The following is a 26,974-nucleotide window of genomic DNA, read 5'->3' on the forward strand; positions in this document are numbered from 1 at the left end:
GGTCAGCGGAAGCCGGGGCTGGTCGGCGGCTGTCCCATGAGAACCGCGCCGGCGGCGTCGTGGATGGCCGGGCCCAGGAACGCATTGGCCCCACCCAGATCCTTCGGCCTGGGCAAACCGAATCCGCGGTGCCGCCCGTGCCCGCGCTGCCGGAAACGCGGCGTTGGTTCCGGGCCAGCCGCTCGAGAAGCTCCCGATTGGCCGGCAATCGATTCGTCAGGTCGAGACGCCGCTGTTCGACGACATCCGGAGTCGGCGAGACGGACCGGCCCCTACCCGATTCCGGACACTTCCCCGGCGGTGCCGGTCCGCGCGGCCGACCGGGACAGCACCCGGGGCGCCGTCTCCCGCAGACCGAGGCTGAGCAGCACGACGAGCACCGCGCTCGCCGCCGCGATGACCATCGCCGCTTGGAGGCCCCACCTGTCCGAAGCCCACCCGGCGAGCAGGGGGCCGAAGGCGCCGCCGAGCAGTTCGCCCGCACCCATCGTCACCCCGACCACGGTGGCCAGGGCTCCCGGCGGGACAGACTCCGCGGGGATGACCGCCATGAACAGCGTGAAGCAGCCGACACCGGTGTAGGTCAGCATCATCGCCGCGCCGAGAAGCCACGCGTTGTCCACGAACATGATGGCCAGCGGGCAGCAGACGGCCAGGACGGTGAAGCCGGCCAGCGCGGGCTTGCGGCCGATCCGGTCCGAGATGGCGGGCGTGACGACACCCCACACCATCCAGGCCACGCCGAGGCACGTCATCACCGTCCCCATCGTCCCCGGGGTGAGCCCCTTGATCTTCAGCAGATACAGCGGGGTGAACGTGACGATCGTGGAAAACCAGGTGAGGTAGCAAACCGCGATCAGGACGCACAGCACCACGTTGCGCGAGCCCAGGGCACGGCGGAGCGGTACTTTCGCTTTCGGCTTCGCTGCCGGTCGGGTCGCCGGGAGCGACGGGCGTTCGCGGACGATCACCGTCAGCGCGGCCGCGATCAGCAGGCCCGGCAGCAGGGTCAGGAAGAACGACCAGCGCCAGCCGAGGGACTCGGCGAGCCGGATGAAGGCGAACGGCGCCGCGATGCCGCCGAGCAATCCCGCCGAAGCCCCCTGGACCAGACCCATGTTCAGGCCGCGCCGCTTCGGCCGGGACGCCTGGTTCATCAGCGATTGCGACAACGGGATCACGCCGCCCTCGGCCGCGCCCATGAGCGCCCGCGCGATGAGCAGGCCGGCGAAACCCGTTGCCAGCCCGGAGACCGCGGAGATCAGGGAGAAGAGCACCACGGCCGCGACCAGCAGCGGCTTGCGGCGTCCGAGCCGGTCCGAGAGGGCGCCCATCAGGATGCCCGACACCGCCCAGGCAAAGGACAGCGCGCCCGCGGCCAGGCCGAGCTGTGCCGACGACAGCCCGAAGTCGGCATTGATGTAGGGCGCGAGGAACGCCAAGGCCTGTCTGTCGAAGAGGACGAACCCGACCCCCAGGAACAGGACGACAAGCAGGCGCCGCTCGTAGCGGTGCGCGTCGGAGCGGGATCCGCCGGGCGTCCTCACGCCGCCCCCGCACCGGCGAGGCACCGCGACTGACGCTGCTGCTGCTCGGCAAGCGAGGGGATCTCGAAATACTCGGGCATCGTTGCCCTGCCTTCCATCGGGAATCGAATCGGCGTCCGTGCATTCGGTGACCGCGAGGGTCGGGCGTGTGAATGTCACGGCAGCGGCCGGGATTCCTCGGCCGCTGCCGTACTGGCCGCCGCTACAGCCGGGTGGCCGACCCGCGTTCCAGGCGGCGCACGACGTCGCCGCCGACCGCGTTGCTCAGCATCCCGACGGATTTCGCGGGGTCGAGCGTTTCGCCTTCGTGGATCGGAATGGCGACGCGAGGCGCGACCCGCCGCACGTAGTCGATGGACTCGGCGATCTTGAGCCACGGTCCGTCGATCGCCACGGCGAGCACTCCGACCTCCACCGCGGGCTCGTGAAACGAGTCCCCGGGATGAAAGAACGCGCCGCCGTCGATCAGGTAGCCGAGGTTGGCGCAGCCCGGAATCGTTTCGTGCACTGGGGCGTGGCGGCCGCCGACGACGTCGACGACGGTGTCCCCGAATTTCAGTGTCCGGCCCGGTTCGGCCGAGCGATGCTCCGGCAGCCCGGACATCGCCTCGCCGATGTCGGCGGGGGCCGCCAGCACTGCCCGGGGGCTCCTGGCCAGCACGGCGCGGACCTTTTCCGGATCCACGTGATCGGGATGCTTGTGCGTGAGCAGGACCGCGTCGACGCTGTCGACGCCGTCGAGGTCGGACATGACGCCGGGATCGATGAGAAGCCGGGCGGACCCGGTGTCGACGAGCACGCACGCGTGCCCGAGGTGAGTGATGTGCAAATGCCTCTCCTGCTCGGTCGGGACGGGAGCCGGGAACAACCGGGGTCAGGTGGTGGTGTGGCCGCCGTCGATGTCGAACACCGCGCCGGTGACGAAGGCCGAATCGCGGGCGAGAAGGTATTCGACGAGGCTGGCGATCTCGTCCGGATCGGCCCAGCGCTTGAACAACTGGCGGCCGGTGAGGACTTCCAGTCCGTGTTGCTTGTCCTCGAACGGGTCGAGGGCGGCCTGCCCCAGCGCGGTGTCGACCCCGCCGGGACAGATCGCGTTGCATCGGATGTTGTCGGGGGCGTACTCGGCGGCAACGCTGCGGCTCAGTCCGAGCACGGCGGACTTCGACGCGCAGTACACGCCCAGGTTCGGCAGTGCGACCCGGGCGCCGACCGACGAGATGTTGACGATCGAGCCGTACCGGGCCTTGGCCATCACCGGCAGGACCGCCTGCATCATCAGCAGATGGGTTTTCACGTTGACCGACATGACCCGGTCGAAATCCTCGGGCGTGGTGTCCCGCAACGATTTGGGCAGGGTGATGCCGGTCGCGTTGACCAGGCCGTCGATCCGGCCGAAGGTCTCGGCGGCCCTGGCGGCCAGTGCGGTCGGCACGCTCGGGTCCAAGCCGTCCCCGGCCTCGACGACCGGCTCGGGGCCGGCCTCGGCGACCTGGTCCGCGGTCTCTCGCAGCGCGGACTCGTTGACGTCGGTCAAGGCGAGGCGCACGCCGTGCCCGCCCAGGCGCACCGCGGTGGCCCGGCCGATGCCTCCCCCGGCTCCGGTCAACACGACCACATCCGAATTGCTATTGCTCGCGGCCACTGGGCATCTCCTGATTCGTAGTGACTGAAATGATTGTTTTCTCCGGCGGCGGACCATCCGTGCGGTGTCGTGGCACGAGAACGGTGAGAACCGCTGCCAGTACCGCTGGAATGGCGAAGGCGTAGAAACTCCAATTGGCGGAGAGCGAGCCCGCGTTGACCTGGGTGAGAACGTAACCGCCATAGGCGGGGCCGACGATCGCGCCGATTCTGCCGACGCCGAGTGCCCAGCCGAGCGCGGTCGCGCGAGCCTGCGGCGGATAGAGCCCGCCGATGAAGGCGTTGACCAGGGTTTGCGTGTTCGAGCCGTATCCGGCAAGCGCGCCGACGAGGAGCATCGGCGCGGTCGCGGGCTTGAAGATGAAGAGCAGGACCGCGACGGCCGCGACGCAGAACGAGCAGGCGATGACGAGTTTCTCGCCGACCCGGTCCGCCAGCCCGCCGGCGAGGATGACGCCGACGACAGCGCCGATGTTGAACACCAGCAGGAAAGTCAGGGCCGATCCCATCGAGTAGCCCGCGTTGCGCATGAACTGCGGCAGCCAGGTGTTGAGCCCGTAGACCAGCAGCAGCCCGATGACGGAGATGACCCAGAGCAGCAGAGTCGTCGGCAGGCGGCGACCGCCCAGGATCGTCTTGCCCGCCTCGACGAGCCCGCGTTTCGAGCCGGCGGGCCGGGATTCCGTCGCCGGCTCGTACTCGGCGAGACCGAATCGCCGCGCGTAAGCCGCCGCCTCGTCGTGTCGGCCTTTCGCCGTGAGAAAGGCGATCGATTCGGGCAGCATCCGGATGGCGAGCGGCACGACGGTGATCAGGGGTGCGGCGCCGATGACAAACATGACCCGGAACCCGCCGACGGGCAGCAGTGCGAGCGCGAGGACCGCGGCGAGCATTCCGCCGATCGAATAGCCGGAGAACATCACCGCGTTGTTGAGCTGGCGACGCCGCGCGGGAGAGTACTCCGCGGTCAGCGCGATCGCGGTGGGGATCACTCCGCCCAGCCCCAGCCCGGTGACGAAGCGCAGCAGGGTGAAGAGCTCCGGATTGGGCGCCAGCGCGGTCAGCGGCATGGCGATCGAGAACCAGCCGAGGCAGCCAATCATCACCCGCCGCCGGCCGACGATGTCGGTGAGCGTGCCGACGACGAGCGCTCCGACCAGCGTCCCGACGAGGGCGAGGCTTCCGATGCGGCCGACGTCAGCCGGAGTCAGCGCCCACGGCCGGTACGCGAGCAGGTCGGGGACGACGGCCCCGTACACGATCAGGTCGTAACCGTCGAAGACGACGGTCAGGCAGCAGATCAGCAGGATCCATCGGGTGCTCCGCGTGGCCTCACGGCCCGTCGCGACGTTGCGAGCGGACATGCTTCTTTCCGTTCTCCTGGGGAATTCAGGACAATTCCGCGCCGTTTCCGGCCTCATTTCACGGATTGCCGGAGGTCCGGCGGAAAGCGTTTCGCTACCCGTAGTTCGGGTCCGCGGCCACCTCGATGTCGAGTACCAGCGGGCTCGTCCGGTCGGCGAGCGACGGCAGGTGTTCGGCGAGTGTCGCCGCCAGGTCGTCGTAGTCGCTGATTTGCTGGGCCGGGCAGCCGAGCCCGGCCGCGATCCCGGCGATGCTCACCTCGGCGAACGACGGCCACGGCGGTTTGCCCTGCCCGGACTGTTCCGCGAGCCGGTCCATGATGGCGTAGCCGCCGTTGGACAGCACCACGAACAGTACCCCGACGCGGTAGTGAGCGGCGCTCCACAGACCCTGGATGCCGTAGAGCGAGGAACCGTCTCCGAGCACGGCGACGACAGGGCGACGTGGTGCGCCCAGTTTGAGCCCGATCGCCGCGGGCAGACCGAATCCGAGGCCGCCCGCGGCGGCGCTCAGGAACCCGAGCGGAGCACGGGCGGGGACGCGGCGGTGCAACTCGGGCCGGCTCGACGGCGACTCCTCGACCACGATCGTGTCGCGCGGGAGCCCGCGGGCCAGGAGGTCGAAGACGTGTCCGGGCCGCAGCGGCTCTCCGGTTCGCGGAGGAGCCAAGGGAATCACCGGCGAGCGCGCGGCGGCGGGTTGCCCGGCTCGAGCGCGGACCCGGCCGACGAGGGCCTGGCAGGTCAGCGCGACATCGGCGACGAAGGCACGGTCGGCGACGCTGTGATGGGTGTCGGCCGCGTACGGCGTCACCTGGAGGACGGTGCTGGTCCGGGGAACCAGTTCGCCCGGCTCCCAGGGATACTGCCGGAACACCGGCGCGCCGAGCACCAGGATCACGTCGTGCGGGCCGAGGACTTCCCGCACCGCGGACCGCGCCGGGGGAAGGTGCCCGGTGAAGGCCGGGTGGTCCTGGGGAAAACCCGCGCGCGCACCGAACGGTTCCTGCCACACCGGTGCTCCGAGGCGCTCGGCCAGCGCGGCGACGGCGGCCCAGTTCGACTCGCCGTCCGCGGCGGACCCGACGACAAATGCCGGTGCCTTGGCGTTTTCGAGGGCGGCGGCGAGCTCATCGATCTCGGTTCCGAGGGTGGGCCGTCCCCGGCGGATGTCGGCCGGTGCCGCCGCGCGGAGCCGCCCGGCGGGTTGGAGCCAGTCGTCCATCGGCACCACGACCAGAGCCGGGCCCTCGCCGGTGATCGCTTCATGGTGCGCGCGGGCGACTGCGGCGGGGACGTCCTCCGCGCGGGCCGGGTGGTCCGTCCACACTGGATAGTCGCCGACGAGTCCGGACAACCGTCCGGCGAGAAACGGATCGTGGGCGAGATGGCGGCGGTCTTGTTGCCCGACCACGACCACCAGCGGCACCCGGTTGGTCCGCGCGGTCGCGAGCGCGCCCGCGGCGTTGGCCAGCCCCGCCGTCGTGTGGAGATTGACGAACGCGGGACGGCCGGTGGCGGTCGCCCAGCCGGTGGCCATCCCCACGACACTGCCCTCGTGCAAGGCGAGCTTGAAGTCGAGGTCGTCCGGAAGTCCGGTGAGGAACGTGATTTCCGTCGATCCGGGGTTGGCGAAGATCGTGGTCATACCGTGGCGGCGCAGTACTTCGAAGACCGCCTCCCGGACGGTCTTTTCCGGAGCGGCTTCGTCGACGACGAGATCGGGGTCCGCGGTTGTCATCAGTGCTGTCTCCTCGAGCGGGTGGTGAAGGGGGCGCGGGCTCAGATCGGGTAGTGGCGTTCGCCGGATTGCTGCGTGATCCAGCGCAGCTCCGTGAACTCCTCGAGAGCGGCGCGGGAACCGAACCGTCCCCATCCGCTGGCGCCGACCCCGCCGAAGGGCATCTGCGGTTCGTCGTGGACGGTCGCGCCGTTGATGTGGCAGATGCCCGACTGGATGCGGCGGGCCACGTCGAGTGCCCGCCCGCCGTTGCGGCTGAAAACGGCGGCCGCGAGCCCGTATTCGGTGTCGTTGGCGATCGCGACGGCTTCGTCGGCGTCGGCGGCTTCGATGACCGACACCACCGGGCCGAAGGTTTCCTCGTGGTAGATCCGCATGGCCGGGGTGACGTGCCGGAGCACGGTCGGCTGGACGTACAGCCCGTCCGCGGAGCCTCCGGCGAGCACCTCGGCCCCCTGCCGCACGGCGTCCTCGATGAGCGCCATCACGTGGTCTCGGGCACCGGCGTGCACGAGCGGGCCGATCTGGGCGGCGTCGTCGTCCGGCGGGCCGACGACGAGCTTCGCCGCCCGTTCGGCCAGCAGCGCGCTCAGCCTGTCCGCCGCGGGGCGTTCGACGATCACCCGCTCGGTGGACATGCAGATCTCGCCCTGGTTCATGAAGGCCCCGAAACTGGCGGCCGCCGCGGCAGCCTCGAGATCCGCGTCGGCGAGGACCACGACCGGCGCTTTGCCGCCCAGTTCGAGCACCACGCGCGTCAGGTGCCTGCCGCCGAGTTCGCCGACGATCCGGCCGACCCTGGTCGAGCCGGTGAAGTTGACCCGGGCGGTCGCCGGATGGGCCACCAGCGCCTCGACGATCGACGGCGCGTCCTCGGGCGCGTTGCCGATCAGGTTGACCGTTCCGGCCGGCGCCCCCGCGTCGTGGAGGATCTTCACGATGGCGGCATGCGTGAGCGGCGTTTGCTCGGAAGCCTTGAGCACGACCGTGTTGCCGTAGACCAGCGGCATCGCCACTGCCCGGACTCCGAGGACGAGCGGCGCGTTCCACGGCGCGATCCCCACGACGACACCGGCGGGCTGGCGGATCCCCATCGCCGTCAGGCCCGGCACGTCGGACGGGATGACCTCGCCCACCGCTGAATAGGCCTGCGCCGCGGCTTCGACGAGAAGGGCTTGCGCGACCTGGACGTTGAACCGGCACCAGGGCCGGGTCGCGCCCATTTCCCGGCCCATGACGGCCGACAGTTCGGCGGCCCGTTCGCCGAACAGTTCGGCGGCCCGCGACAGCACCGCCCGCCGCCGCGCCGGCGGGAGCCCGGCCCAGCCGGGCAACGCTTCCGCGGCCGCGTCGACCGCGCGGTCGGCGTCGGCGACCGTGGCCGCCGCGACGTCCGCGATCGGCGCCGCGGTGACGGCCTCGACGGTCCGCACGTAGCGGCCGTCCCGCGCCGGCACGGACCGGCCCGCGATGAACAGGTCGGATTTCCTGACTGGCGGCGCCTCGGCCGATCCGGTTCCGATGGGCGGCATCGGCCCCTCCTCCACGCTTCGGTGTCCTGGTGGCCATCACCAGACCGCGCGGCGAGTATCCGGAGCCGCTGGGGAGAGGAACAACGCCTTCGTTCATTGAACGAACATCGGCCGCGCTCAGCCGTTGCGTGCCTTGATGCCCGGACGCCAGCCGAGCATCCGGGAAATGCCGAGCCCGCTGGCGATGACGGACGGGAGAACCGCTTGCCGTTGAACGGATCCGGACCGCACGACGACCGAGAGCGCGGCCACCACGCGTCCTTCGTAGTTCATGACGCGCGTCGCGATCGAGTCGGCGCCTTTGGTCAGTTCGCCGTCCACCAGCGCACTGCCGGTGCGGCGGCAGTCGGCCAGTTCGCGCCGGAGCACACCGGGGTCCGTGATCGTCCGCGGCGTGTAGCGCTGCAGCCCGCTCTCCAGGATCTTGTTGGTCAACACGGGTCCGCCGTGGCTGAGCAGCACCTTGCCGACTCCGGAGCAGTGCAGCGGCAGCCGTCCGCCCACCTGCGAGACCAGCCCGAGGGCACGGCGCGCGGACAGCCGCTCGATGATCACCGCCTCGGTGCCCTCCAGCACGGCGAGCTGAACGTGCTGGTGCAGAGCGGCGTACAGGTCCTCCATGACGGGCTGGGCCATCGTGCGCAGCGATTCGGTCAGCGGCGCGAGCGTCCCCAGCTGCCACAACCGGAGGCCGACGGCGAAGCGGCCGTTGGCGCGTTTCTCGAGCGCGCCGGCACTGACCAGTTCCAGCACGAGCCGGCGCGCGGTCGGGTGCGGCAGCCCGGTCTTGCGCGCGAGGTCGGCCAGGCTCAGCTCGACTTCGCCCGGCCCGAAGGAGAACAGCAGATCGAGGAGCCGGGAACTCACGCTCCGCCCGGGTTCGCTGGTCCGCGGCACGCCGATCACCTCGCTGTCTTCACGCCCCTCGAATGTTCGTTCAATGAAACATCATGGCTGGGCGCCGATCCAGCCGGGCAGCATGGGCGCGGTGAAAACAGACCGTGGTCACGCATCGATCGCGCGGATCGCCGGAGGAGCTGAAAAATGACCGCACGCACGACCGCAGGGCCGAGGATCGCGATCCTCGGCGGGGGCATCGGCGGGCTCGCCGCCGCGGCTTTCCTTCAGCGCCAAGGAATCCAGGCCACCGTGTACGAGCAGGCGGCGCGGCTCGCCGAGGTGGGAGCCGGTCTCGTGATCGCCCCCAACGCCGGACGCCAGCTGCGCGAGCTCGGCGTCCTGGAGCACTTGAGCAAGGACTCGGTCCGGCTGGACACCGGCTGGCAATTCCGTCGCTGGGCGGACGGAACGGTTCTCTCCGAGGAGAACCTCGCGGCGTCCTGCGAGCGTCTCTACGGCGAGCACACCTACACCGCGCACCGAGCCGCGCTCCTCGCGGCTATTCAGTCATGTGTGCCGGGGCATCTCGTCAAACTCGGGCACAAATGCATCGGTCTTGACGCCACCGGCGAGACCTGGCGGATCCGCTTCGCCGACGGCCGCGAGGCCGAGGCCGACGTCGTGATCGGCGCGGACGGGGTGCACTCCGCCGTCCGCAACGCCATCATCGGCTCCTCCCCCGCGACGGACTCCGGCTTGTGCGCCTTCCGAGCCCTGGTCCCGGCCGGCGACGCACCCGATTTCGCTCGGCGGCCCGCCCAGACTCTGTGGATCGGGCCCGGCCATCATCTGGTGCACTACCCGATCTCCGCGGGCAAGTACGTCAACCTGGTCGCCTTCGCGCCCGCGGGCGGCGACACCGTCGAGTCCTGGACCGCGACCGCGACGGTCGAAGAGTTCCTCGCCGAGTTCGACGGCTGGGACCGCCGTCTGACCGGCCTGATCCGGGCCGCGGGCACCCCCGGCCGGTGGGCCTTGCTCGACCGCGCCCCGCTCGCCCGGTGGTCGGAAGGCAGCGCGACGCTCCTGGGCGACGCCGCGCATCCGATGTTCCCGTTCTTCGCCCAAGGCGCCGCCCAAGCGCTGGAGGACGCCGCGGTCCTGGCCCGTTGCCTGGCCGAGGGCATCGACGATCCCCCGGCCGCGCTGCTGCGCTACGAAGGGCTCCGCATTCCCCGCACCACCCGGCTCCAGACCGTCAGCCACGGCCGCTCCCACGTCAACCACCTTCCCGACGGCGCGCGGCAGCGGGCCCGCGACGCCGCGTTCGCCCAGGAGGACCCGCTGGTCGCCAACGGCTGGATCTACGAGTACGACCCCGCCGCGGCGCTCGCCGGGACCGCGCGCGCGAACCCCCGGACACAGCCGTGACGTCCCCTGCGGCGGCCGGTCTTGGCCACCGGCGGGATTCTTGGCTTACCCTCGGGCACGTCGAGAGGTGAAGGGCATGGGTGTGCTGGAGCGCTTCGCGGTGTTGAGTTCCCCGGATCTCGACGAGTTCCGCCATTCGGTGTCGCAGTTGCTCACGCCGCACCGGCTGACCCCGCTCGCTCCGGGCACGCCCGAGATGCGCACTGACCTGGCGAAGGCTTCGCTGGGACCGGTTTCGCTGGTGTATTGCCGCAACCGCGGCGCCGAACTCGGCGTGCAGCTGACCGAGCAGGTGGACTACTACGACATCAACCTGGCCCTGCACGGCCGCAACCAGGTCGTCTTCGGACGGGACGAGGTGGTCGTCGACCAGGCTCGCGCGGCGGTCATCTCCCCGCGGATGAAGGTAGACATGCGGCTGAGCGACGACTACCGCCAGCTGCACGTCCGGGTCGAGCGCCAAGCGCTCACCGAGCACCTCGAGGCCATGCTCGGCTGCCCGGCGTCCGCCGTCCTCCGCTTCCGGCCGGACATGGACCTGACCGGACCGGCCGCCGGATCGTGGTGGCGGACAGTCCGGTCGCTGCTGCGGGAGCTCGATCATCCGGGAAGCCTCGCCGAGCTCTCCCCCGGCGCGGCACCGTGGGCGAACCTGCTGATGACCGGCTTGCTGCTCGCCCAGCCCCACAACTATTCCCCGCAACTGGACCGCGTCGCGACGGGGCTGCGCCAGCAACCGCCGGTGCGGCGGGTGATGGAGATCGTCGAAGGCGACCCCTCCGCCGGGCTGAGCGTCGAACGGCTGGCCCGCGCCGCGCGGATGACGCCGCGCTCGTTGCAGCGGCACTTCCGTTCGGCGTTGGGCATGTCGCCGCACGAATACGTGCAACAGGTGCGATTGGCGCGCGCCCACGAGGAACTCCGCGCCGCCGAACCCCGCAGTGTCACAGTGACCGAAGTGGCGCTGCGATGGGGATTCACCCACGTGCCGCGCTTCGCGGCCCTGTACCGCAAGCGGTACGGAACCAACCCGTCGCGAACCCTGCGCGACCCGGGCTGACCCGCGCGGATTGGTGTCGCGTCCCGGATCGCCCTGTCGCGCAACGGATCGTGATTCCGCCGAACGGTTCATAAAGTCCACGCACCGAACGCGAAGGAGCGTGGTGACGATGGACTTCGACGTGGCGATCGTCGGATACGGACCGACCGGCCTGGTGCTGGCCTCGGCGCTGGGCGAAGCCGGCCACACCGTGGCGGTCTTCGAGCGCTGGCCCGCGCTGTACGGGCTGCCGAGGCTGACCCACATCGACGGCGAGACCGCCCGCATCATCCAGGCGACCGGCGACATCGGCCAAGCGCTGCGCGACGCGTCGGCGGCGGACGTGTACGAGTGGTGCGACGGCGCCGGCGAGTTGCTGCTGACCGTCGACTGGTCCGGGCGATCGAGCGGATACGCGGCGCACTACACCATGTACCAGCCGCACATCGAAGAAGCGATCGATCAGCGGGTCCGCGCCTGCCCGAAGGTCGAGATCAACCAGGGCACCGGCGTGGTGGGCCTGGAGCAGGAAGCCGACCACGTCCGGCTGCTCGTCCGGCCCTGGCGGCGGGACCGGGACGAGCAGTGGTCGATCGGCGCCGAAGACCGCACCGTCACCGCCCGGTACGTCGTCGGTGCGGACGGGGCGAACAGCTTCGTCCGCAACGCGCTGGGCATCGAGCAGATCGACCTCGGCGTCGACGACCGGTGGCTCAACATCGACACCGAATGCCTGCACCCGCTCGGGGAGCAGTTCCAGGTGTCGCGGCAGTTCTGCGATCCTGAGCAGCCGAACATGTTCATGCCCATCGGCGCCTCCCGGCAGCGTTTCGAGGTCGGCGTCCGCCCCGGGGACGACCCGGCCGAGATGGAGACCGCCGACTGGGCGTGGCGATGGTTCCGGGAAAGACACGGCCTCGGGCCCGACGACGTCCGCATCCTCCGGCAGATCGTCTACACCTTCTCCGCGCGGACCGCGGTCACGTGGCGGCGAGGCCGGGTGCTGCTGGCCGGGGACGCCGCGCACACCATGCCGCCGTACATGGGGCAGGGTGCCTGCTCGGGCATGCGCGACGGCATCACCCTGGGCTGGAAACTCGATCTGGTGCTGCGCGGGCTCGCCAGCGACGCGCTGCTGGACACCTACGAGGCCGAACGGCGGCCGCACGCCGAAATCATCCAGCGATGCGCGGTCGAACTCGGCAAGGTCGCGAACCTCAAGGACACCCGGGCCGCGGCAGCGCGCGACGCCGCGTTCCGGCGGGGAGACGTTCCGCCGTTGCCGCCTTTCCCGACGATCACCGGCGGAGTCGTGCACCGCGCGGCCACCGGCGAGCCGGCACCGCTGGCCGGAACCTTGGCCCCGCAAGGGATCGTCAACGCGAGGGGCGGCACCGGCAGGTTCGACGACGTGGTCGGCGGCGGTTTCAGCCTGGTCAGCACCCAGGATGTCCGGGCACTGCTCGATGACGGCCAGCAGGCGTTGCTCACCGCACTGGACATGTCCGTCGCGACGCTGACCCCGGGCACGCCGGACAGCGTGGAAGACGTCGACGGCACGTACTCGCGGTATTTCGGCGAAACCGCCGCGGACACCTTCATTTCCCGGCCCGATTTCCACCTGTACTGGGCCGGTCAGGCACGGGACGCACCCGCGGCGCTGGACGCGTTGCGCGCCCAACTGTGCTGGACCGGCTCCGAAGCCCCGCTCGCCTCAGGAGTTGACGCATGACCGAAACCCAGACGTCCAACGGCAACGCGCCGATCGAGGCGTTGTGGCGGGCGATGCCGGTGACACGCATGCTCGACTGCGGCGTCGATTACGCCGATGTGCTTGCCATGCAACGGCGCACAGCGGAGGGCATCGCTTGGGACGAGGCCGCCGAAGCGCTCGCCGAAGCGCAACTCGAGCGTGCCCGCACCGCCGAGCGCGGCGGGCACCCGGTGACCGCTTTCGATGCCTACCGGGCGGCAGCCGCGGACTTGTTGTTCGCGCAGATGGCGTTCAACTTCGACACTGTCCGCAAATCCTCGCTGTACGAGGCGTTCACCGATGCGGTCGCGCACGCCGCGGCACTGGCCGATCCGCCGTGGCACCGCGTGGACATCCCGTTCGGCGAGGGACGGATGAACGGCTGGCTGCTGCGGCCGGCCACCGCACCGATCGGCGCGGTAGTCGTGTTCGGCGGGCAGAGCGGATGGGGAGCCGCGTATCTCCCCCAGGCGGACGCACTGGTGCGACGCGGCATGGCTGTCCTGCTCGCCGAAGGACCCGGCCAGGGAGAAACGCGGCTGCGCAACGGGATCCTGCTCGACGTCGACGTGCGCGCCGCGTACTCGGCGTTCGTAGACCACGCGCTGACCGTGGCCCCGCGAGCCGGGTTGTGGGGAAACAGCCTTGGCGGGCTTTACGCCGCGACCACTGCGGCCGCGGATGCCAGAGTGTCGGCGGTGTGCGTCAATTCCGCGCCCGCTCAGCCCCGGCTCCAGCGGTTCCGCACTTTCGCCGAACAGGCCGCGGCCATGCTGGGCACCAGCGACGCCGACGCGATCCAGGCCAATTTCGACCGCATCGCCTTCCGTCCCGGCGTCGACCGGATCCGGTGCCCGCTGCTGGTCCTGCACGGCGAAGCGGATCCCATCGTGCAACTCGAACACCAGCAACCCTTTCTCGACGCGGCCGACGACGCCACGCTGCGGGTCTGGGAAGACGGCGAGCACACGATCTACAACCACGCGCGGGAGCGCACCGCGTACGTCGCGGATTGGTTCGCCGGCGAGTTCTCAAAGCAACAGCGGGAAAAACGGTCCGTTCAATGATCAGCAGACTTCTGTGCGCCCGGCCGCCGATGCCAGGCTCAGGCCGCAATCGGAAACCGAGTTCGTCCGGAGTGATGTAGTGCGATTCATCCATACCACGCTGCCGCAACGAGTCCGGTTCGCTTCGGGAGCCGCGGCGGCCGGAGTGCGGGCGGAAACGGAGCGGCTCGGCGCCCGGCGGGTCATGCTGATCGCCGCCGACCCCGAACGGGCCCTCGCCGACGAGATCGCGGCCGGTCTTCCGGTGGCGCTGCGGCACCACGAGGTCGCCATGCACGTCCCAGTCGAACTGGCCGAACGGGCCCGCGCCGCGGCGACGGACCATCAGGCCGACGCGATCGTCTCGGTCGGCGGCGGCTCGACCACCGGACTGGCCAAAGCGATCGCCCTCACGACCGGGCTGCCGATCATCGCCGTGCCCACCACCTACGCCGGTTCCGAGGCGACGGATGTATGGGGACTGACCGAAAACGCCGTGAAGACCACCGGACGCGATCCGCGGGTGCTGCCCGCCGCGATCGTCTACGACCCGTCGCTGACGCTCACGCTGCCCGCGGACCTGAGCGTGGCGTCCGGGCTGAACGCGCTGGCGCACTGTGTGGACAGCCTTTGGGCTCCTCAGTCTGATCCGATCAACGCGGCGCTGGCGGCCGAGGGGGTGCGGGCGCTCAACGCCGGGCTTCCCGAAGTGGCCAAGGATCCGTCCGGAGTGGACGGTCGCGAGCATGCCCTGTACGGCGCTTACCTGGCCGCGGCGGCGTTCGCCTCGGCCGGTTCGGGGCTGCACCACAAGATTTGCCACGTCCTCGGCGGAATGTACGACCTCCCCCACGCGCAAACCCACGCCGTCGTGCTGCCTTATGTCCTGGCGTTCAACGCACCGAACGCACCCGGCGCCGACCGCCGGCTCGCGGCGGCATTCGGCACCGATACCGCACTCGCGGGTCTGCAAGCCCTGCGCGCGCGGCTGAACGCCCCGGCGGCATTACGGGACTACGGCCTCGCCGAATCCGATCTGCCCGCCGCGGTCAAGGCGATCCTCGAAGCCGTTCCCGAGAGCAATCCGACCCCCGCCACCGAAGACAACCTCGCCGCGCTGCTCCGCGCGGCGTGGGAAGGAAGTGAACCCGCATGACGACCGACCGCACCACGGAGGCGACCGGTGAAGCCGCGACGACGGTCTCGCCGGAGCAGTCCGAACGCGAGACCGAGCTGATCCGGCGAGTGCTGAACTCCTTCGACGGCTGCGGCGACGAACGGCTCAAGCAGCTCATGCAAGCCCTCGTCCGGCACCTGCACGCCTTCCTGCGCGAGGTGCGGCTGACCGAGGCCGAGTGGAGCGAGGCGATCGAGTTCCTCACCGCGGCCGGGCACCTGACCGACAGCAAACGGCAGGAGTTCGTTCTGCTCTCCGATGTCCTCGGCGCCTCGATGCAGACCATCACCATGAACAACGAAGCCTGCGGCGACGCGACCGAGGCGACGGTGTTCGGCCCGTTCTTCGTCGAAGGCAGTCCGGAGATCGAACGCGGCGGGGACATCTCCTTCGGGGCGAGCGGCGAACCGTGCTGGGTCGAGGGAACAGTCACCGACACCGAGGGCAACCCGCTGGCCGGCGCGCGCATCGAAGTATGGGAGGCGGACGCGGACGGTCTCTACGACGTCCAGTACGACGACGACCGCACCGCGGCCCGGGCGCATCTCCACACCGACGACGAGGGCGGCTACCGGTTCTGGGGCGTCACCCCGACCCCGTACCCGATCCCCGACGACGGACCGGTCGGCCGGATGCTGACGGCCGTGGGCCGCTCGCCGATGCGCGCGTCCCACCTGCATTTCCTGGTCGCCCACGAGGGCCACCGGACCCTCGTCACGCACATCTTCGTCCGCGGCGACCGCTACCTCGGCTCGGACTCCGTCTTCGGGGTCAAGCAGTCGCTGGTCAAGGACTTCAGCCGGCAGGAGCCCGGCGCCCCGGCGCCCGACGGCCGCGACCTGGGCCGGGCGAGCTGGTCGAAGGTCCGGTTCGACATCGTCCTGGCCCCGGCGGTCCCGTGACCCGCACCGGCGATCCCCGCAATCCGACCAACGGCCCCAAGGAGCCCCGGTGACTGACTACGACCCCTTCGTCGACGACATCGACCCCGCGCCCGGCACGCACCGGGTCCGGCGGATCGTCACCGGGCTCGGCGCCGACGGCGCATCCACCGTCGCGCTCGAGGACCGCGGGCGATGGGCGCGTACCGGCCACGGCGTGCCGGGCTACGTCGTCACGGATCTCTGGCGCACGGACACGACGCCCGCCGACAACAGCGGGCCGCCGCGGGACCCGATGGACACCGAAGAAAAGCTCTCCATCGCGCCGACGGCGGCGGGCACCGTGTTCCGCACGCTCGAACTGCCGCCGGATTCCGAATGGCGCTTCGACCGGGACGGCAACGAAATCCGGCCGCTGGCCGTGCACACCACCCGCTCGATCGACTACGCGATCGTCCTGCGCGGCGAGGTCTGGGCGGTGCTGGACGCGGCCGAGAGGCGCATGGCGGAAGGCGACGTCCTGGTGCAGCGAGGCACCTCCCACGCGTGGTCCAACCGCTCCGGCGAGCCGTGCCTGATCGCCTTCGTGCTGATCGGCGGGACCCTCCCCGAGGAGGGCCCGCCGGCCTGACGGCACCGGCCGGAAGAGCCCGGTCCCCCGCCGTTCACGACGCGTACGGCGAGGGGCCGGGCTTTTCGTCCAGCGGCACCCGGCCCGAGCGGGCGAACCGGCAGATCATCATGTACGTGCCGACGACGTAGAGGAGTTCGGCGATCGCGCGCGAGGAAAGCTCTCGCGCGGCGGCGGCGTAAACCTCATCGCTCACCTCCACATTGCGCACGCAGTCCTCGGTGAACGCGAGCGCCGCCTGATGTTTCGCGCTGAAGCAGCGGGCAGTGCGGTCGCCGCGATCGATCGCGGCGATCTGCTCGTCGGAGATGCCGACGCTGTGGGCGGTCACGATATTCTGCCGCCAGACGTAGTGGCAGTCCGACAGCCTGCCGACGAGCAGCACCGCGAGCCGTTCGGTCCGGGCGTCCAGCTCCAGCTCCTGAAAGAGCCCGGCCAGGCACTCGACGAACGGCGGATACAACGTCGTGGCTCCCGCCATGGCCCGGAACAGGTTGACGTCCGGAAGCTTCGCGAACGCGGCCCGTACTTCCTCCGGGGCCGAATCCGGGTCGATCAGCGGGAGTCGTCCGGCGTTGTCGTTCATCGCGCACTCTCCTCGGCGGTGACGGAACGCCGGTCGGCGTAGTTCTTGACGGCGGTCACGATCGCGGCGTAACCGGTGCAGCGGCACAGGTTCCCGCTGATGGCCTGGCGGATCTCGTCCTCGTCCGGGGCGGGATTGTTCTCCAGCAGGTCCTCGGCCGCGAAAAGCATGCCCGAAAGGCAATAGCCGCACTGGAACGCGTTGGCGTCCCAGAACGATTCCTGGAGTCCGGTCAGGCCGCCGGTGCTCATCGATTCCAGCGTCTCCACCTCCGCGCCGTCCTCGGCGACGGCGAGCCGGAGGCAGGACTTCGTGATCCGGCCGTCCAGCCGGACCGTGCAGGCCCCGCAATCGCCGGTGAGGCAGCCGATCTTCGGCCCGGTGACGCCGAAACGGGTGCGGAGTGCTTCGACCAGCAGTTCGCGCCGGTCCACAGCCGCCTCGCGGCGCTTCCCGTTCACGGTCAGTTCCAGGACAGTCAGGTCGTCGTCCACGCGTTTCCTCTCAGTGCCCAGTTTGTGTTTCGCCGATGTGCGCCAGGGCCATCGCGAGCGCCCTGCGGGCCACCGGGCCCGCGACCGCCGCGCGGTATTCCCCGGGGGCGAGCACGTCGGTCCAGGGAACGGAAATCGCGGCTGACGCTTGCGCCGCGGCCGCGTCCAGTTCCTCATCGCCGAGCGGACGCCCGAGCAGCTCGGTGAGCTCAACCGTGAGCGGCACCGGCTCAACCCCGCCCAGGACGAGCCGCACGTCCTCGCAGCGGCCCGAACCGTCGAGACGCAGAAGCACCGCGGCGGTCGCGATGGGCCAGGAACTGCCGCCCCGCTTCACCTTCACGTAGCCATGCGCGTAACCACGCGAAGACGGCACCTCGAAACCGGTGATCACCTCGGAGGCGGCTAGCGCGATTCGCCCGGCACCGAGGAACAGCTCCGCGACCGGCACCCGGCGTGCTCCCCCGGGACCTGCGACGACCGCGTTCGCGCGAAGAGCGACGAGCGCCCCGGGAACGTCGGACTGCGGCCGGGCAGCCGCGACGGAACCGCCGATGGTGGCCTGGTTTCGCAGTGCGGCTCCGCCGGTCACCCCGGCTGCCATGGTGCGCAGAAGCGGCGCGTGGAGAGCGACGTCCTCGCTGGCAAGAAGATCGCGGTAGGTGCACATCGCGCCGAGACCCAGTTGGGAACGCTCGACCGAGATCGTCGCGAGACCGGCGTGGCGGAGGTCGACGACGCGTCGCGGGCGCGACTCGGCCCGTTCCATCTCCGGCACCACCCAGGTGCCCCCGGCCAGCAGCCGGCTCTCGCCGTCCAGCGCGGCCACCAGATCGGCCACGGTTCGCGGCGCGAAGTAGTCGAAACGAGCCGGGATCATCGCCGCGCCTCCTTAAGCGCGCGCAGGATCGCGACCGGGCTGAGCGGCGTGCGGTCGAGCGCGGCCCCCAGCGGCGCGATCGCGTCGTTGACCGCGTTGAACGCCGCTGCGAGCGCCCCGGAGAACCCGGCTTCGCCGACGCCCTTCGCGCCGAGCGGGGTTCCCGGCGCCGGCGTGCACAGATGGCCGAGTTCGACCCGCGGCACGTCGGCCGCTCGCGGGAGCAGGTAGGTCTTGAAACCCGTCGTGAGCGGGATCCCGTTGTCGTCAAAGAGAAGTTCTTCGCTGAAGGCCGCGCCTAGGCCCATCACGACGCCGCCGGTGACCTGCCCGTCGACCATCAAGGGATTGATCACGGTGCCGCAGTCGTGCGTCGCCACGTGGCGCAGCAGCGTGACGATCCCGGTTTCGGGGTCGACCTCGACGACCGAAGCGTGCACCGCGTAGGGATAGGTCGTGTAGGTCTGCATCCTGCCGAGCGCGTCAGGCACCTCGCGGATGTTGCCGGGCCGGTACGTGCGGGTCGACTCCAGGTGCGGCTCGAAATCCAGCTGCAGCAGGTAGGAGCGGGTGTAAACGGCGCTGGCGACCTCGGCCACCGAGACGCTGCGGGACGAATCGCGAGCGAGCCGTGCGACGCCGTCCTCGACCAGCACCTCGTCCCCGGGCCGCGCTCCCAGCAGCAGACGAGCAGCCGTGCGGATCTTGCCTGCCACATCGCGAGCGGCGAGCACCGCGGCGTTGCCGCCCGTGACCAAGGAACGGCTCGAGATGTTGCCGAAGCCGTAAGGGCAGCTGTCGGTGTCGCCTTGCACCACGGAGACGGCGTCCAGCCCGACGCCCAGTTCGTCCGCGACGAGCTGGCAGATGCCCGTGTCGCTGCCGGTACCGGGACTGGTGACTCCGGTGAGCACCGACACCCGGCCGGACGGGCTCATCCGGACCGTCGAGGTGTCGTACGCCGCGACGAAGGCGCCGGGGATGTCGGCGCTTTCCGGCATCAGCTCGAAGCCGATGCCGATGCCGAGGAAGCGGCCGTCTTCCCGCAGCCGTGCCTGCTCAGCGCGCAGCTGGTGGCAGGAAAGGATTTCCAGCGTCTTGTCGAGGGCGGCACGGTAGTCGCCGCTGTCGAGTTCCAGACCTGACGGATGCCGGTACGGGAACGCGTCCGCGGGGACGAAGTTGCGCCGCCGCACCGTGATCGCGTCGATGCCGGTCGCGGACGCGACCCGTTCCATGATGCGTTCCAGCAGCAACGTCGCGCTGTCTTTGCCGAACGGTTTCGTTCCGCTCCACGGCGCCTTGTTGGTGACCACCACCCGATAACGCACCTGGCAGTGCGGAATCACGTAACCAAGCCCCGTCGAGAGCGCGCCGACGTACGCCATCCCCCAGCCGTGCGTCGGCGCAGCGGCACCGTGGTCGGCGAGCGCTTCGACGTCGAGGGCGAGCAGGCGTCCGTCGTCGGCGAAAGCCACCCGGTAAGACAGCACTTGTTCGCGGGCGCCCGGCAGCAAGGACGCCGCGCGTTCCTCCCGCCAGCTGACCGGCCTGCCGACCATCCGCGAGAGAACCGGTGCGAGGAAATCTTCCCGGCTGCCGTACATCTTCAGCCCGAACGAACCGCCCACCTTGGGCGCGATCACGCGGACGCGTTCCTCGGGCAGCCGCATCGACGCGGCGAGCACTGTCCGAAGCACGTGGGGGTTCTGCGTAGCCGCGTAGAGGGTCAGTTGGCGGCCTTCGGCGTCCCAATCGGCCAGGTAGGTGCGTGGCTCCATCGGCGCCGCCGTGCCGCGGTGAGTGCGCAGTTCGCCTTCGAGCACCTGCGCGGCACCGCGCGCTGCTTCGGCGAAGTCGCCGGTTCCGACCTCGCCTTCGATGAGGACGTTTTCGCCCCAGTCCGGATAGAGGAGCGGGGCGTCCGCGGCGAGCGCGGACTCCACGTCGAGCACGACCGGCAGCGGTTCGTAGTCCACCTCGACGCGCAAACAGGCCGCGCGGGCGTCCGCCGCCGAGGTCGCGACCACCGCGGCCACCGGTTCGCCCGCGTAGACGACCCTCCCGACCGCCAACGGGAACACGGCGCTGTGGTGTCCCCCGAGCAGGCCCGCGTCCAGGCCGTGCGGGATCTCGTCGCACCACGGGGCCAGGTCTTCGCCGGTGACCACCGCGAGCACGCCGGGAGCGCTTTTCGCCGCCGCTGTCCCGACGGACCGGATCAGCGCGTGCGCGAGCGGCGCGCGCACCAACGCGGCGTAGACCGTGCCCGGCAGCATGATGTCGCCGGTATAAGTCGCACGCGCGGTCAGGTAGTCCGCGCCGTCGTGCTTGCGAACCGGGCGACCCACCGACTTTCCCGTGGCCTGCATTCCCACCTCCGCGGGCGGGTCTCGGCGACCCGCCATTCCGGACATCCGTCGCCGACGCACGCTAGGCCCCGGCCGGGCAGCGGTCGATCCGTTGGGCGACAGCGTGATCCGGTTCGCGCCAGCGACGGCGGAGATCCCCGCCGCGGCCTGCTGGTCGTTCATTCAATGGACATGGCGTTGTCCGCGGACCGGTCGCCGCGTGAGCATTCCGTGCCGGCACCCGGCACTTCGCGAAACACAAGGAGACCAGCCGTCGTGAAACTGTTCGACGTTCGCAGCGTCCCGTCCGGAGTCGACGCCGCACTCGCCCGCGTCGAGAATCCCCGGCACCGGCACCTGCTGAAGAATTACCGCCGGCACGCGTTGCTGGAGGTGTCCGGCTTCTGGGAAGACATTCTCGTTCCCGCCATGATCGTCGACGATCCGTTGTACCGGATCAGCGAACGCGGGCAGACCACGGTCTGCGAGGGCATGGCGGAAGTCCGCGGCTTCTACTCGAAGGTCGTCGGCGAAAGCAATAACGTTTTCGGTGCGCTGGAAGAAGAAGTCGCCGTCTCCGATTACGGCATCTTCATCGAAGCCGTCTTCGCGCAGATCCTGCGCGGGGACGACCCCGCGCTCGCCGACGAGGGCGCCGACCCGCAGCGCACCTATCAGGTGTCGCACAATTTCGCCGCCGCATGGCCCTATCGCGACGGACGGCTGTACGGCGAGTTCATCTACGAGGACTTCGGCAGCTGGCGCGTGGACGAAGTGGACGCCTCCGCGCTGACCACCCCCGAGCAGGCCCGCGCCATCCTGGCCCCCTATCTGGCCGAAAGCCCGCTGTCGGAGATCGAGGAAGGGCTGAAGCTTTTCGAGGACGGCGTCCGCTAAGCCTTTCCGAAGTCCGTTCCCACGACAGCGCAGTCGAAGGAATCAGCAATGGACGCAGAACCCGCCATCGGAACCACCCCTTCGCACAGGATCCGCCCGCCGGTCCGAAACTCGGCCGCGCTGATCGTGCTCCTCGCGAGCGCGGCGCTCGGCGCCGAAGCCGGGGCCGTGCTCGGTCCGGTCGTGGTCATGATCCGCGACGAATTCCGCCTCTCCCCCGGCCAGGCAGGCCTGGTCATCGCGATGCACGGCCTGCTGATCGCCGCCTGCGCCCCCGTGGCCGGGACGCTGGTCGACCGGATCGGCACGAAACGGCTGCTCGCCGCGGCACTCGTCGCCTACGGCGTGTTCGGCGGACTGGGAGCCCTGTCCGGGAACTACCCGCTGCTTCTGCTGATCCGGGCGCTGTTCGGCGTGGCCGTCGGCGTCATGACCGTCGCCTACACGGTAGGCATGCTCACCCTCCGGCACGGCAGGGACCGGGCCACCGTCATGGGTTACCAGTCCGGGATCGGGAACGTCGGCCAGGTGCTGTGGCCGCTGCTGGCCGGAATCGTCGGCGGACTCGACATCGGCTGGCGCGGCCCGTTTCTCCTGTACCTGATAGCGCTGCCGCTCGCCGCGGCGGCGGTCTGGCTGGTTCCGGACACCCGGCGCGACAGCTCCGAGCTCTCCGGACGACCGGCCGATGCCGTGCGCATGCGATCGGTGATCCGCGAAGCCCCCGTCCTCCTCTGGTTGTATGCGCTGATCTTCGTCGTCGCCGTGCTGCTGTATGCCCTCGTGGCGTTCTTGCCTCAGCGGCTGAGCCAGCTCGGCGTGTCCGATCCGCTCGCGGTGGCCGGATTCCTCGCCGCGGCGACTGGTCCCGCGGCCGTTGTCGGCATGGTTTACGGCCGGCTCCAAGCACGCCTTCGACCCCGCACGATCCTCGTGCTCGCCCTTGCCTTGCCCGCAGCCGGATTCGCGCTGCTGTCCCTGGCCGCCGGACCTTTGCTCCTGCTGTTCGGCTCGGCGCTCATCGGCGTCGGGATCGGTCTGGTCATGCCGGCCGTCCCCACCCTGGCCAGCGAAGCGGTCACAGCCGCCGCGCTCGGCCGCGCCACGTCCTGGATCTACGCGTTGTTCCCGCTGGGAAACTTCGCCGCCCCGCTGCTGCTCGGTCCCCTCGCGAGCGGACCGTTCGGCTTCCGTGCCGTCTTCGGCGTCTCGGCCGCGATCAGCCTGCTGTCCGCCCTCGGGTATTTCGCCGGCCTGCGACGCGTCCGATTCGGCGCCAAGAACCCGAGCGGCCAAGAATCGGAGAATTGATGACTTCGCTCCCGCGCGACGGATACATCGACATCCACGCGCACTTCACCCTCCCGGCAACCGAAGACCAAGCACGCCGAGCCTGGCAAGCGATGCTCAGCCGGGGAATTTACCTCCCCGAGCCGTTCGCATGGTCCTTGGACCGGACACTGGACTACCTGGACCGCTCAGGCACGGCGATGCAGTTCCTGAGCAACATTCCCGGCACCCTGGCCACGTTGCGCGCTTCCAACGACTACGGCGCGGCGATCGTGACCCGCCATCCCTCCCGGTTCGGTCTGCTGGCCGCCCTGCCGACCGACGACCCGGCCGCCGCGCTGGACGAGGCCGTCCGCGGAAGAGAGCTGCTCGGCGCCGACGGATTCGCGGTCACCGCGAATTACCACGGCGCCCACCTCGGCGACGAGGCCCTCCTCCCGCTCTGGGAACAGCTCAACGCCTGGGGCTCCGTCGTCTTCGTCCACCCGGACGCCCGGCGGCCCCCGACCTTGGATCACCCGGCACCGCTGTACGAAGTGGCCTTCGAGACCGCCAGAACAGTCTTCGACATGCTGTTCCGGAAGGTCTTCGCGCAGTTCCCCGGCATCAAGTTCGTATTCGCCCACTGCGGCGGGGCATTCCCCGCGCTTGCCGGCCGGGTCTCCTTGCTCGGGAACGAATCCTGGGTGCCGCACGGACTGCCGGCCCGCGACCTCGAAGACCAACTGGAAACCATCTACGTCGACACCGCCGCGACGGCCTTCCCGAGCTCGCTTCTGCCCGCGGCGGCGACCCTGGGAGCCGACCGCATCGTGTACGGCAGCGACTGGGGCGCGCCCTGCACAACAGTGGACACCGCCGAGAAGAATCGGCACAGTCTCCAGCACTGTGCGGCACTGACCGCAGCGGAGGCCGCGAAGGTCCGGCGACGCGCGTTGGATCTGTTTCCCCTCGCCGCCCGTCGGCTGGGAACCGCGCCGGACCGGGGAGAGTGAGCGCTCAATTGCCCCACGCGGGACTCGTGTTGGGCGGATAGGGAGAACTCGAGGTGCCTTTCGCCCAGTCATGGACGTCTTGGCGGTCCCAAGCGAGCAGAATTTCGGAGTTCCGAAGGCAGAGACCGTAGTCGAGACGCCCGAAAAAGCGGCTCACGGTGAGGCGCTGGTTGAGCTGCTGGTATCCCTTGCCTGTCTTGTACTCCATCTGCACCGTGGTCTGGAGCCGCCCGAGGCGCAGGTCTCCGTTCACCACGGTCAGGACTCCCTGATGCACGTTGCTGTTCTTCTCCCGCAGCCCCTTGTTCTCGACCGCCAGCTGGCCGATCTTCTTGATGGAGTTGACGATGCCGGTGAGCGTGTCCGGCGTGACCAGCCCTCCGACCAGTTCGGTCACCGCGGAGATCGCCGGTGCCAGGGAGAGCGACGAGATGGACACGCTGCGGCTGTCGCCCGTGACGTCGACGAGGAACGGCATCGTGGTGAACTGGTTTCCGAAGACGATCCACCGATAAAGATCGAATACCGTGGACAACTGGTCGAAGCGGGCGGAGTCCGCGGTTTTGCGCATGATGGTGGCGGCCACGGACTGCCACGAGCCGAAGGGCGCCAGCGGCCCGAGGCCGGGCATCCCGCTGTCGTCCCCGCCGTATGTATTGCCGACCCCTTTCTCCTGGTCGTGGCCGTCGTCGGCGCCCAGCCCAAGCTTCGCTAGCTCCTCGATCGAAAGCTCCGGCCTGCCCTCCGCCCACAGGGCGATCTCGAACGCTTCCCGCCGTGACTGCTCTTCGCCCGAAATGCGCACGGCCGGCTCACGAAGCTCGCGTGGCGTACTGCTCGCGCGAATCGCAGACCAACTGCTCGATGTCGTGCACCGTCCGCACCAAGGGGATCGCTTCGAAGCCCAGGTTGACCTGGAAGCCCAGCTCGACCGCGCCCACCAGGCTGAGGAGCTTCACGGAGTCGACCCCGGGCAACTCCCGCACCGCAGTGGTGTCGTCGAGCTCCGCTCCGCTGAGTTCCAGCTTCTCGCGGATCAGGGCGTACAGCTGTGCTCGCTCCGGAGGAGGCAGCCGGGTGTCCATTCTCGTTCCTTTCGACGGGTGTGCTCAGGTCGCCGGGGAAACCGCTCCGCGATGGAGAGCTCCCTGGAGATAGTGCTGCCGGGTCTTGCTCCGCCGGACCTTGCCGCTGGAGGTCTTGGGCAGTTCTCCGGGCGCCACCAGGAGAACCTCGGCCACGGTCAGGGACAGCGTCGTCTGGACGCGGCTGCGGACCCGCCGTGCCGCCGCGGCGGCGTCGCCCCCGCGAAGTTCGGCGACGATCACGACCTCCTCGGTCGTCCGCCCGGGCCGGGTGAAAGCCACCACGTTGCCCTTGCGCAAGCCGGGCACCTCGGCGGCGGCCCACTCCACTGTCTGGGGGTCGTGATTGCGCCCGTTGACGATGAGCAGGTCCTTCTTGCGGCTCGTCACGTAGAGGACGCCGTCCGCCAGGTAACCGCAATCCCCGGTGCGCAATCCGTGCGGCGTGAAGCTCCGCCGGGTCGCCTCGGCGTCGCCGTGATACCCCGCCGCCACGCTCGGCCCTTGGAAGACCACCTCGCCGACGTGCCGCTCCGGGAGCGGATTCCCGTCGTCGTCCACGACGAGAATTCGATGGCCCGCGACCGCGCGTCCGCAGGGCACGAACGCCACCTGCTCCCCGGAGTCCGCCGAGGCGGGCCGCGCGAGGCCGCTCCCGTAATAAGGCTCCTGCTGGATGACGTCCGGAGCGAACGGGATTCCGATCTCGCCGAACGAGATCGCGAGCGTCGCCTCCGCCATGCCGTAACACGGCACCACCGCCCCCGGCCGCAATCCCGCCGCCGCGAAGCGGGTCGCGAAGGACCGCAGCGTTTCGGGGTGGTTGGGCTCGGCACCGCAACCCACGACTCGCAGGCAGGACAGATCCAGCCGCCGCACCTCGTCGGCCGGGGTGTGCTTGACGGCCAACGCCAGTCCGAAATTGGGTGCGAAGGTCACGGTCGCACGGTGCCGGCTGACCGTTTCCAGCCAGAGCCTCGGCGAGAGCGCGAAGCGCAGCGTCGGGAGGAAGCTCACCGGGCAGCGCGCCAGCAGCGGCGCCAGCACGAAGCCGACCAGCCCCATGTCGTGGTACATCGGCAACCAGCTCACGCCGCGGTCTCGCCGGCGTTCGAGGCGAAGGGCGCCGACGATGGCCGCGCAGTTGGCGAGCGCGCTGGCGTGCGTGACCCGCACCCCTTTGGGCGCCGCCGTGCTCCCCGAGGTGAACTGCAAGAACATCACGTCCTCGGGGAGGATCGCCTCGGGCTCAGGCACGCTGCCCGGCAGCGGTTCGGCGAAAAACTCCTCCGGGTCGGCCACTCGCAGGCCCTCGACCGCGTGCGAGAGCGGGTCCGCCAGGCTCCTGGGCATCAGGAGGACCCGTGCTCCCGCCGCGCGGACGATGTGAGCGGCGTCCTCGCAGTACGCCTCGAACTTGCCGATGCCCATGGGCGGGGACATCGGGACCGGGACGACGCCCACCGAGACCGCGCCCAGGAAGGAGAGGACGAACTCCCGCTGCCCGGGGACGACGAGCGCGATGCGCTCCCCTTTGCGCAGGCCGCTCCCGAGCAGTCGCCGCCCCCGGCGGAGAGCTTCCCGCGACAGCTCCGGCCAGCTCACGAAGTGCTCGCGCCCGTCCTCTTCGGCGAAGGTGAAGCCGCCGTCCGGATCGCTGAGGTTCTCGACGAGGACCTGCGCGAAGGTCGAGACCGTCGCTCCGTCGCGAGGCGGCGAGTGCGGGAACACCATGGGGCCCCTTCCAGGGGTGGCGGGCTCCCGGGACAG

The 26,974-nt window shown here is 70.1% G+C and carries 24 protein-coding genes; 10 read left to right on the forward strand and 14 right to left on the reverse strand.

Going from position 1 to position 26,974, the window contains the following annotated elements:
* Positions 1-272 precede the first annotated feature (272 nt).
* The 7 genes from ABZX37_RS35360 to ABZX37_RS35390 form a co-directional block, all read right to left on the reverse strand.
* The gene (locus ABZX37_RS35360) at positions 273-1,547 is read right to left on the reverse strand and encodes an MFS transporter (RefSeq protein ID WP_354747038.1); all 1,275 of its coding nucleotides are present in this window, start codon (positions 1,545-1,547) and stop codon (positions 273-275) included.
* A 202-nt stretch (positions 1,548-1,749) separates the two neighbouring features.
* Positions 1,750-2,376 carry an MBL fold metallo-hydrolase gene (locus ABZX37_RS35365; protein ID WP_354747040.1) on the reverse strand — a complete coding sequence of 209 codons (627 nt, stop codon included), beginning with the start codon at positions 2,374-2,376 and terminating at the stop codon, positions 1,750-1,752.
* A gap of 45 nt (positions 2,377-2,421) precedes the next feature.
* Positions 2,422-3,192: an SDR family oxidoreductase gene (locus tag ABZX37_RS35370; RefSeq protein ID WP_354747042.1), complete on the reverse strand. Its 771-nt coding sequence runs from the start codon at positions 3,190-3,192 to the stop codon at positions 2,422-2,424.
* Positions 3,176-4,555: an aromatic acid/H+ symport family MFS transporter gene (locus ABZX37_RS35375; RefSeq protein ID WP_354747044.1), complete on the reverse strand. Its 1,380-nt coding sequence runs from the start codon at positions 4,553-4,555 to the stop codon at positions 3,176-3,178. Before ABZX37_RS35375 ends, ABZX37_RS35370 begins: the two co-directional genes overlap by 17 nt.
* Positions 4,556-4,649: 94 nt before the next feature.
* Positions 4,650-6,296: a benzoylformate decarboxylase gene (gene mdlC, locus ABZX37_RS35380; protein WP_354747046.1), complete on the reverse strand. Its 1,647-nt coding sequence runs from the start codon at positions 6,294-6,296 to the stop codon at positions 4,650-4,652.
* Between the two features lie 41 nt (positions 6,297-6,337).
* Entirely contained in the window at positions 6,338-7,828 is a 1,491-nt protein-coding gene (locus tag ABZX37_RS35385) for an aldehyde dehydrogenase family protein (RefSeq protein ID WP_354747048.1), read from the reverse strand.
* 117 nt (positions 7,829-7,945) lie between these two features.
* The gene (locus ABZX37_RS35390) at positions 7,946-8,725 is read right to left on the reverse strand and encodes an IclR family transcriptional regulator (protein WP_354747050.1); all 780 of its coding nucleotides are present in this window, start codon (positions 8,723-8,725) and stop codon (positions 7,946-7,948) included.
* Positions 8,726-8,872: 147 nt separating this feature from the next.
* On the opposite strand from ABZX37_RS35390, the gene ABZX37_RS35395 reads away from it, so the two are divergent.
* The 7 genes from ABZX37_RS35395 to ABZX37_RS35425 all read left to right on the forward strand — a co-directional run bounded on the left by ABZX37_RS35395 (position 8,873) and on the right by ABZX37_RS35425 (position 16,626).
* Positions 8,873-10,099 (forward strand): FAD-dependent monooxygenase, encoded by a 1,227-nt coding sequence (locus ABZX37_RS35395; RefSeq protein ID WP_354747052.1) that lies wholly within the window; start codon positions 8,873-8,875, stop codon positions 10,097-10,099.
* 76 nt (positions 10,100-10,175) lie between these two features.
* Complete coding sequence (locus ABZX37_RS35400) at positions 10,176-11,159, forward strand: AraC family transcriptional regulator (RefSeq protein WP_354747054.1); 984 nt, start codon at positions 10,176-10,178, stop codon at positions 11,157-11,159.
* Between the two features lie 109 nt (positions 11,160-11,268).
* Complete coding sequence (locus ABZX37_RS35405) at positions 11,269-12,870, forward strand: bifunctional 3-(3-hydroxy-phenyl)propionate/3-hydroxycinnamic acid hydroxylase (RefSeq protein ID WP_354747056.1); 1,602 nt, start codon at positions 11,269-11,271, stop codon at positions 12,868-12,870.
* The gene (locus ABZX37_RS35410) at positions 12,867-13,958 is read left to right on the forward strand and encodes an alpha/beta hydrolase (protein ID WP_354747057.1); all 1,092 of its coding nucleotides are present in this window, start codon (positions 12,867-12,869) and stop codon (positions 13,956-13,958) included. The genes ABZX37_RS35405 and ABZX37_RS35410 overlap by 4 nt, the downstream gene beginning before the upstream one ends.
* Positions 13,959-14,037: 79 nt before the next feature.
* Positions 14,038-15,093 carry a maleylacetate reductase gene (locus ABZX37_RS35415; RefSeq protein WP_354747059.1) on the forward strand — a complete coding sequence of 352 codons (1,056 nt, stop codon included), beginning with the start codon at positions 14,038-14,040 and terminating at the stop codon, positions 15,091-15,093.
* The gene (locus ABZX37_RS35420) at positions 15,090-16,016 is read left to right on the forward strand and encodes a dioxygenase (RefSeq protein WP_354747061.1); all 927 of its coding nucleotides are present in this window, start codon (positions 15,090-15,092) and stop codon (positions 16,014-16,016) included. The genes ABZX37_RS35415 and ABZX37_RS35420 overlap by 4 nt, the downstream gene beginning before the upstream one ends.
* Positions 16,017-16,065: 49 nt before the next feature.
* Entirely contained in the window at positions 16,066-16,626 is a 561-nt protein-coding gene (locus ABZX37_RS35425) for a cupin domain-containing protein (protein ID WP_354747063.1), read from the forward strand.
* A gap of 34 nt (positions 16,627-16,660) precedes the next feature.
* Here the strand turns inward: ABZX37_RS35425 and ABZX37_RS35430 are convergent, their stop codons facing one another.
* From ABZX37_RS35430 to ABZX37_RS35445, 4 genes are read right to left on the reverse strand one after another with little or no spacing between them, the layout of a single operon-like run.
* Positions 16,661-17,212, reverse strand: a complete 552-nt coding sequence (locus ABZX37_RS35430; RefSeq protein ID WP_354747065.1) for a hypothetical protein — start codon at positions 17,210-17,212, stop codon at positions 16,661-16,663.
* On the reverse strand, positions 17,209-17,706 hold the full coding sequence (locus ABZX37_RS35435; protein ID WP_354747067.1) for a (2Fe-2S)-binding protein: 498 nt from the start codon (positions 17,704-17,706) through the stop codon (positions 17,209-17,211). The genes ABZX37_RS35430 and ABZX37_RS35435 overlap by 4 nt, the downstream gene beginning before the upstream one ends.
* A 10-nt stretch (positions 17,707-17,716) precedes the next feature.
* Positions 17,717-18,586 (reverse strand): FAD binding domain-containing protein, encoded by an 870-nt coding sequence (locus ABZX37_RS35440; protein ID WP_354747069.1) that lies wholly within the window; start codon positions 18,584-18,586, stop codon positions 17,717-17,719.
* On the reverse strand, positions 18,583-21,120 hold the full coding sequence (locus tag ABZX37_RS35445; RefSeq protein WP_354747071.1) for a xanthine dehydrogenase family protein molybdopterin-binding subunit: 2,538 nt from the start codon (positions 21,118-21,120) through the stop codon (positions 18,583-18,585). Before ABZX37_RS35445 ends, ABZX37_RS35440 begins: the two co-directional genes overlap by 4 nt.
* Before the next feature lie 93 nt (positions 21,121-21,213).
* Between ABZX37_RS35445 and ABZX37_RS35450 the strand changes: the two genes are divergently transcribed.
* Genes ABZX37_RS35450 through ABZX37_RS35460 form a run of 3 tightly spaced genes read left to right on the forward strand, consistent with a single transcriptional unit; the run spans position 21,214 to position 24,119 of the window.
* Positions 21,214-21,834 (forward strand): hypothetical protein, encoded by a 621-nt coding sequence (locus ABZX37_RS35450; protein WP_354747073.1) that lies wholly within the window; start codon positions 21,214-21,216, stop codon positions 21,832-21,834.
* A gap of 48 nt (positions 21,835-21,882) precedes the next feature.
* Positions 21,883-23,145 (forward strand): MFS transporter, encoded by a 1,263-nt coding sequence (locus tag ABZX37_RS35455; RefSeq protein WP_354747075.1) that lies wholly within the window; start codon positions 21,883-21,885, stop codon positions 23,143-23,145.
* Positions 23,145-24,119: an amidohydrolase family protein gene (locus ABZX37_RS35460; RefSeq protein ID WP_354747077.1), complete on the forward strand. Its 975-nt coding sequence runs from the start codon at positions 23,145-23,147 to the stop codon at positions 24,117-24,119. The genes ABZX37_RS35455 and ABZX37_RS35460 overlap by 1 nt, the downstream gene beginning before the upstream one ends.
* Before the next feature lie 4 nt (positions 24,120-24,123).
* Here ABZX37_RS35460 and ABZX37_RS35465 read toward each other — a convergent pair whose 3' ends face one another.
* The 3 genes from ABZX37_RS35465 to ABZX37_RS35475 are packed head-to-tail and all read right to left on the reverse strand — an operon-like array spanning position 24,124 to position 26,938.
* Entirely contained in the window at positions 24,124-24,924 is an 801-nt protein-coding gene (locus ABZX37_RS35465) for a hypothetical protein (RefSeq protein ID WP_354747078.1), read from the reverse strand.
* 7 nt (positions 24,925-24,931) lie between these two features.
* Complete coding sequence (locus ABZX37_RS35470) at positions 24,932-25,204, reverse strand: acyl carrier protein (RefSeq protein ID WP_354747080.1); 273 nt, start codon at positions 25,202-25,204, stop codon at positions 24,932-24,934.
* Between the two features lie 24 nt (positions 25,205-25,228).
* Positions 25,229-26,938, reverse strand: coding sequence for a fatty acyl-AMP ligase (locus ABZX37_RS35475; RefSeq protein WP_354747082.1), 1,710 nt, complete (start codon positions 26,936-26,938; stop codon positions 25,229-25,231).
* Positions 26,939-26,974: the final 36 nt, after the last annotated feature.

Source organism: Amycolatopsis sp. NPDC004079, from assembly GCF_040610415.1.
GTDB lineage: Bacteria > Actinomycetota > Actinomycetes > Mycobacteriales > Pseudonocardiaceae > Amycolatopsis > Amycolatopsis halotolerans.

What these genes read in the sequence shown, in the direction of transcription:
- mdlC (WP_354747046.1), bottom strand. Translation starts at nt 6,296, where the DNA reads ATGACAACCGCGGACCCCGATCTCGTCGTCGACGAAGCCGCTCCGGAA.
- ABZX37_RS35475 (WP_354747082.1), bottom strand. Translation starts at nt 26,938, where the DNA reads ATGGTGTTCCCGCACTCGCCGCCTCGCGACGGAGCGACGGTCTCGACC.
- ABZX37_RS35455 (WP_354747075.1), top strand. Translation starts at nt 21,883, where the DNA reads ATGGACGCAGAACCCGCCATCGGAACCACCCCTTCGCACAGGATCCGC.
- ABZX37_RS35460 (WP_354747077.1), top strand. Translation starts at nt 23,145, where the DNA reads ATGACTTCGCTCCCGCGCGACGGATACATCGACATCCACGCGCACTTC.
- ABZX37_RS35385 (WP_354747048.1), bottom strand. Translation starts at nt 7,828, where the DNA reads ATGCCGCCCATCGGAACCGGATCGGCCGAGGCGCCGCCAGTCAGGAAA.
- ABZX37_RS35400 (WP_354747054.1), top strand. Translation starts at nt 10,176, where the DNA reads ATGGGTGTGCTGGAGCGCTTCGCGGTGTTGAGTTCCCCGGATCTCGAC.
- ABZX37_RS35395 (WP_354747052.1), top strand. Translation starts at nt 8,873, where the DNA reads ATGACCGCACGCACGACCGCAGGGCCGAGGATCGCGATCCTCGGCGGG.
- ABZX37_RS35445 (WP_354747071.1), bottom strand. Translation starts at nt 21,120, where the DNA reads ATGAACGACCAGCAGGCCGCGGCGGGGATCTCCGCCGTCGCTGGCGCG.
- ABZX37_RS35410 (WP_354747057.1), top strand. Translation starts at nt 12,867, where the DNA reads ATGACCGAAACCCAGACGTCCAACGGCAACGCGCCGATCGAGGCGTTG.
- ABZX37_RS35430 (WP_354747065.1), bottom strand. Translation starts at nt 17,212, where the DNA reads ATGAACGACAACGCCGGACGACTCCCGCTGATCGACCCGGATTCGGCC.
- ABZX37_RS35470 (WP_354747080.1), bottom strand. Translation starts at nt 25,204, where the DNA reads ATGGACACCCGGCTGCCTCCTCCGGAGCGAGCACAGCTGTACGCCCTG.
- ABZX37_RS35405 (WP_354747056.1), top strand. Translation starts at nt 11,269, where the DNA reads ATGGACTTCGACGTGGCGATCGTCGGATACGGACCGACCGGCCTGGTG.
- ABZX37_RS35440 (WP_354747069.1), bottom strand. Translation starts at nt 18,586, where the DNA reads ATGATCCCGGCTCGTTTCGACTACTTCGCGCCGCGAACCGTGGCCGAT.
- ABZX37_RS35375 (WP_354747044.1), bottom strand. Translation starts at nt 4,555, where the DNA reads ATGTCCGCTCGCAACGTCGCGACGGGCCGTGAGGCCACGCGGAGCACC.
- ABZX37_RS35420 (WP_354747061.1), top strand. Translation starts at nt 15,090, where the DNA reads ATGACGACCGACCGCACCACGGAGGCGACCGGTGAAGCCGCGACGACG.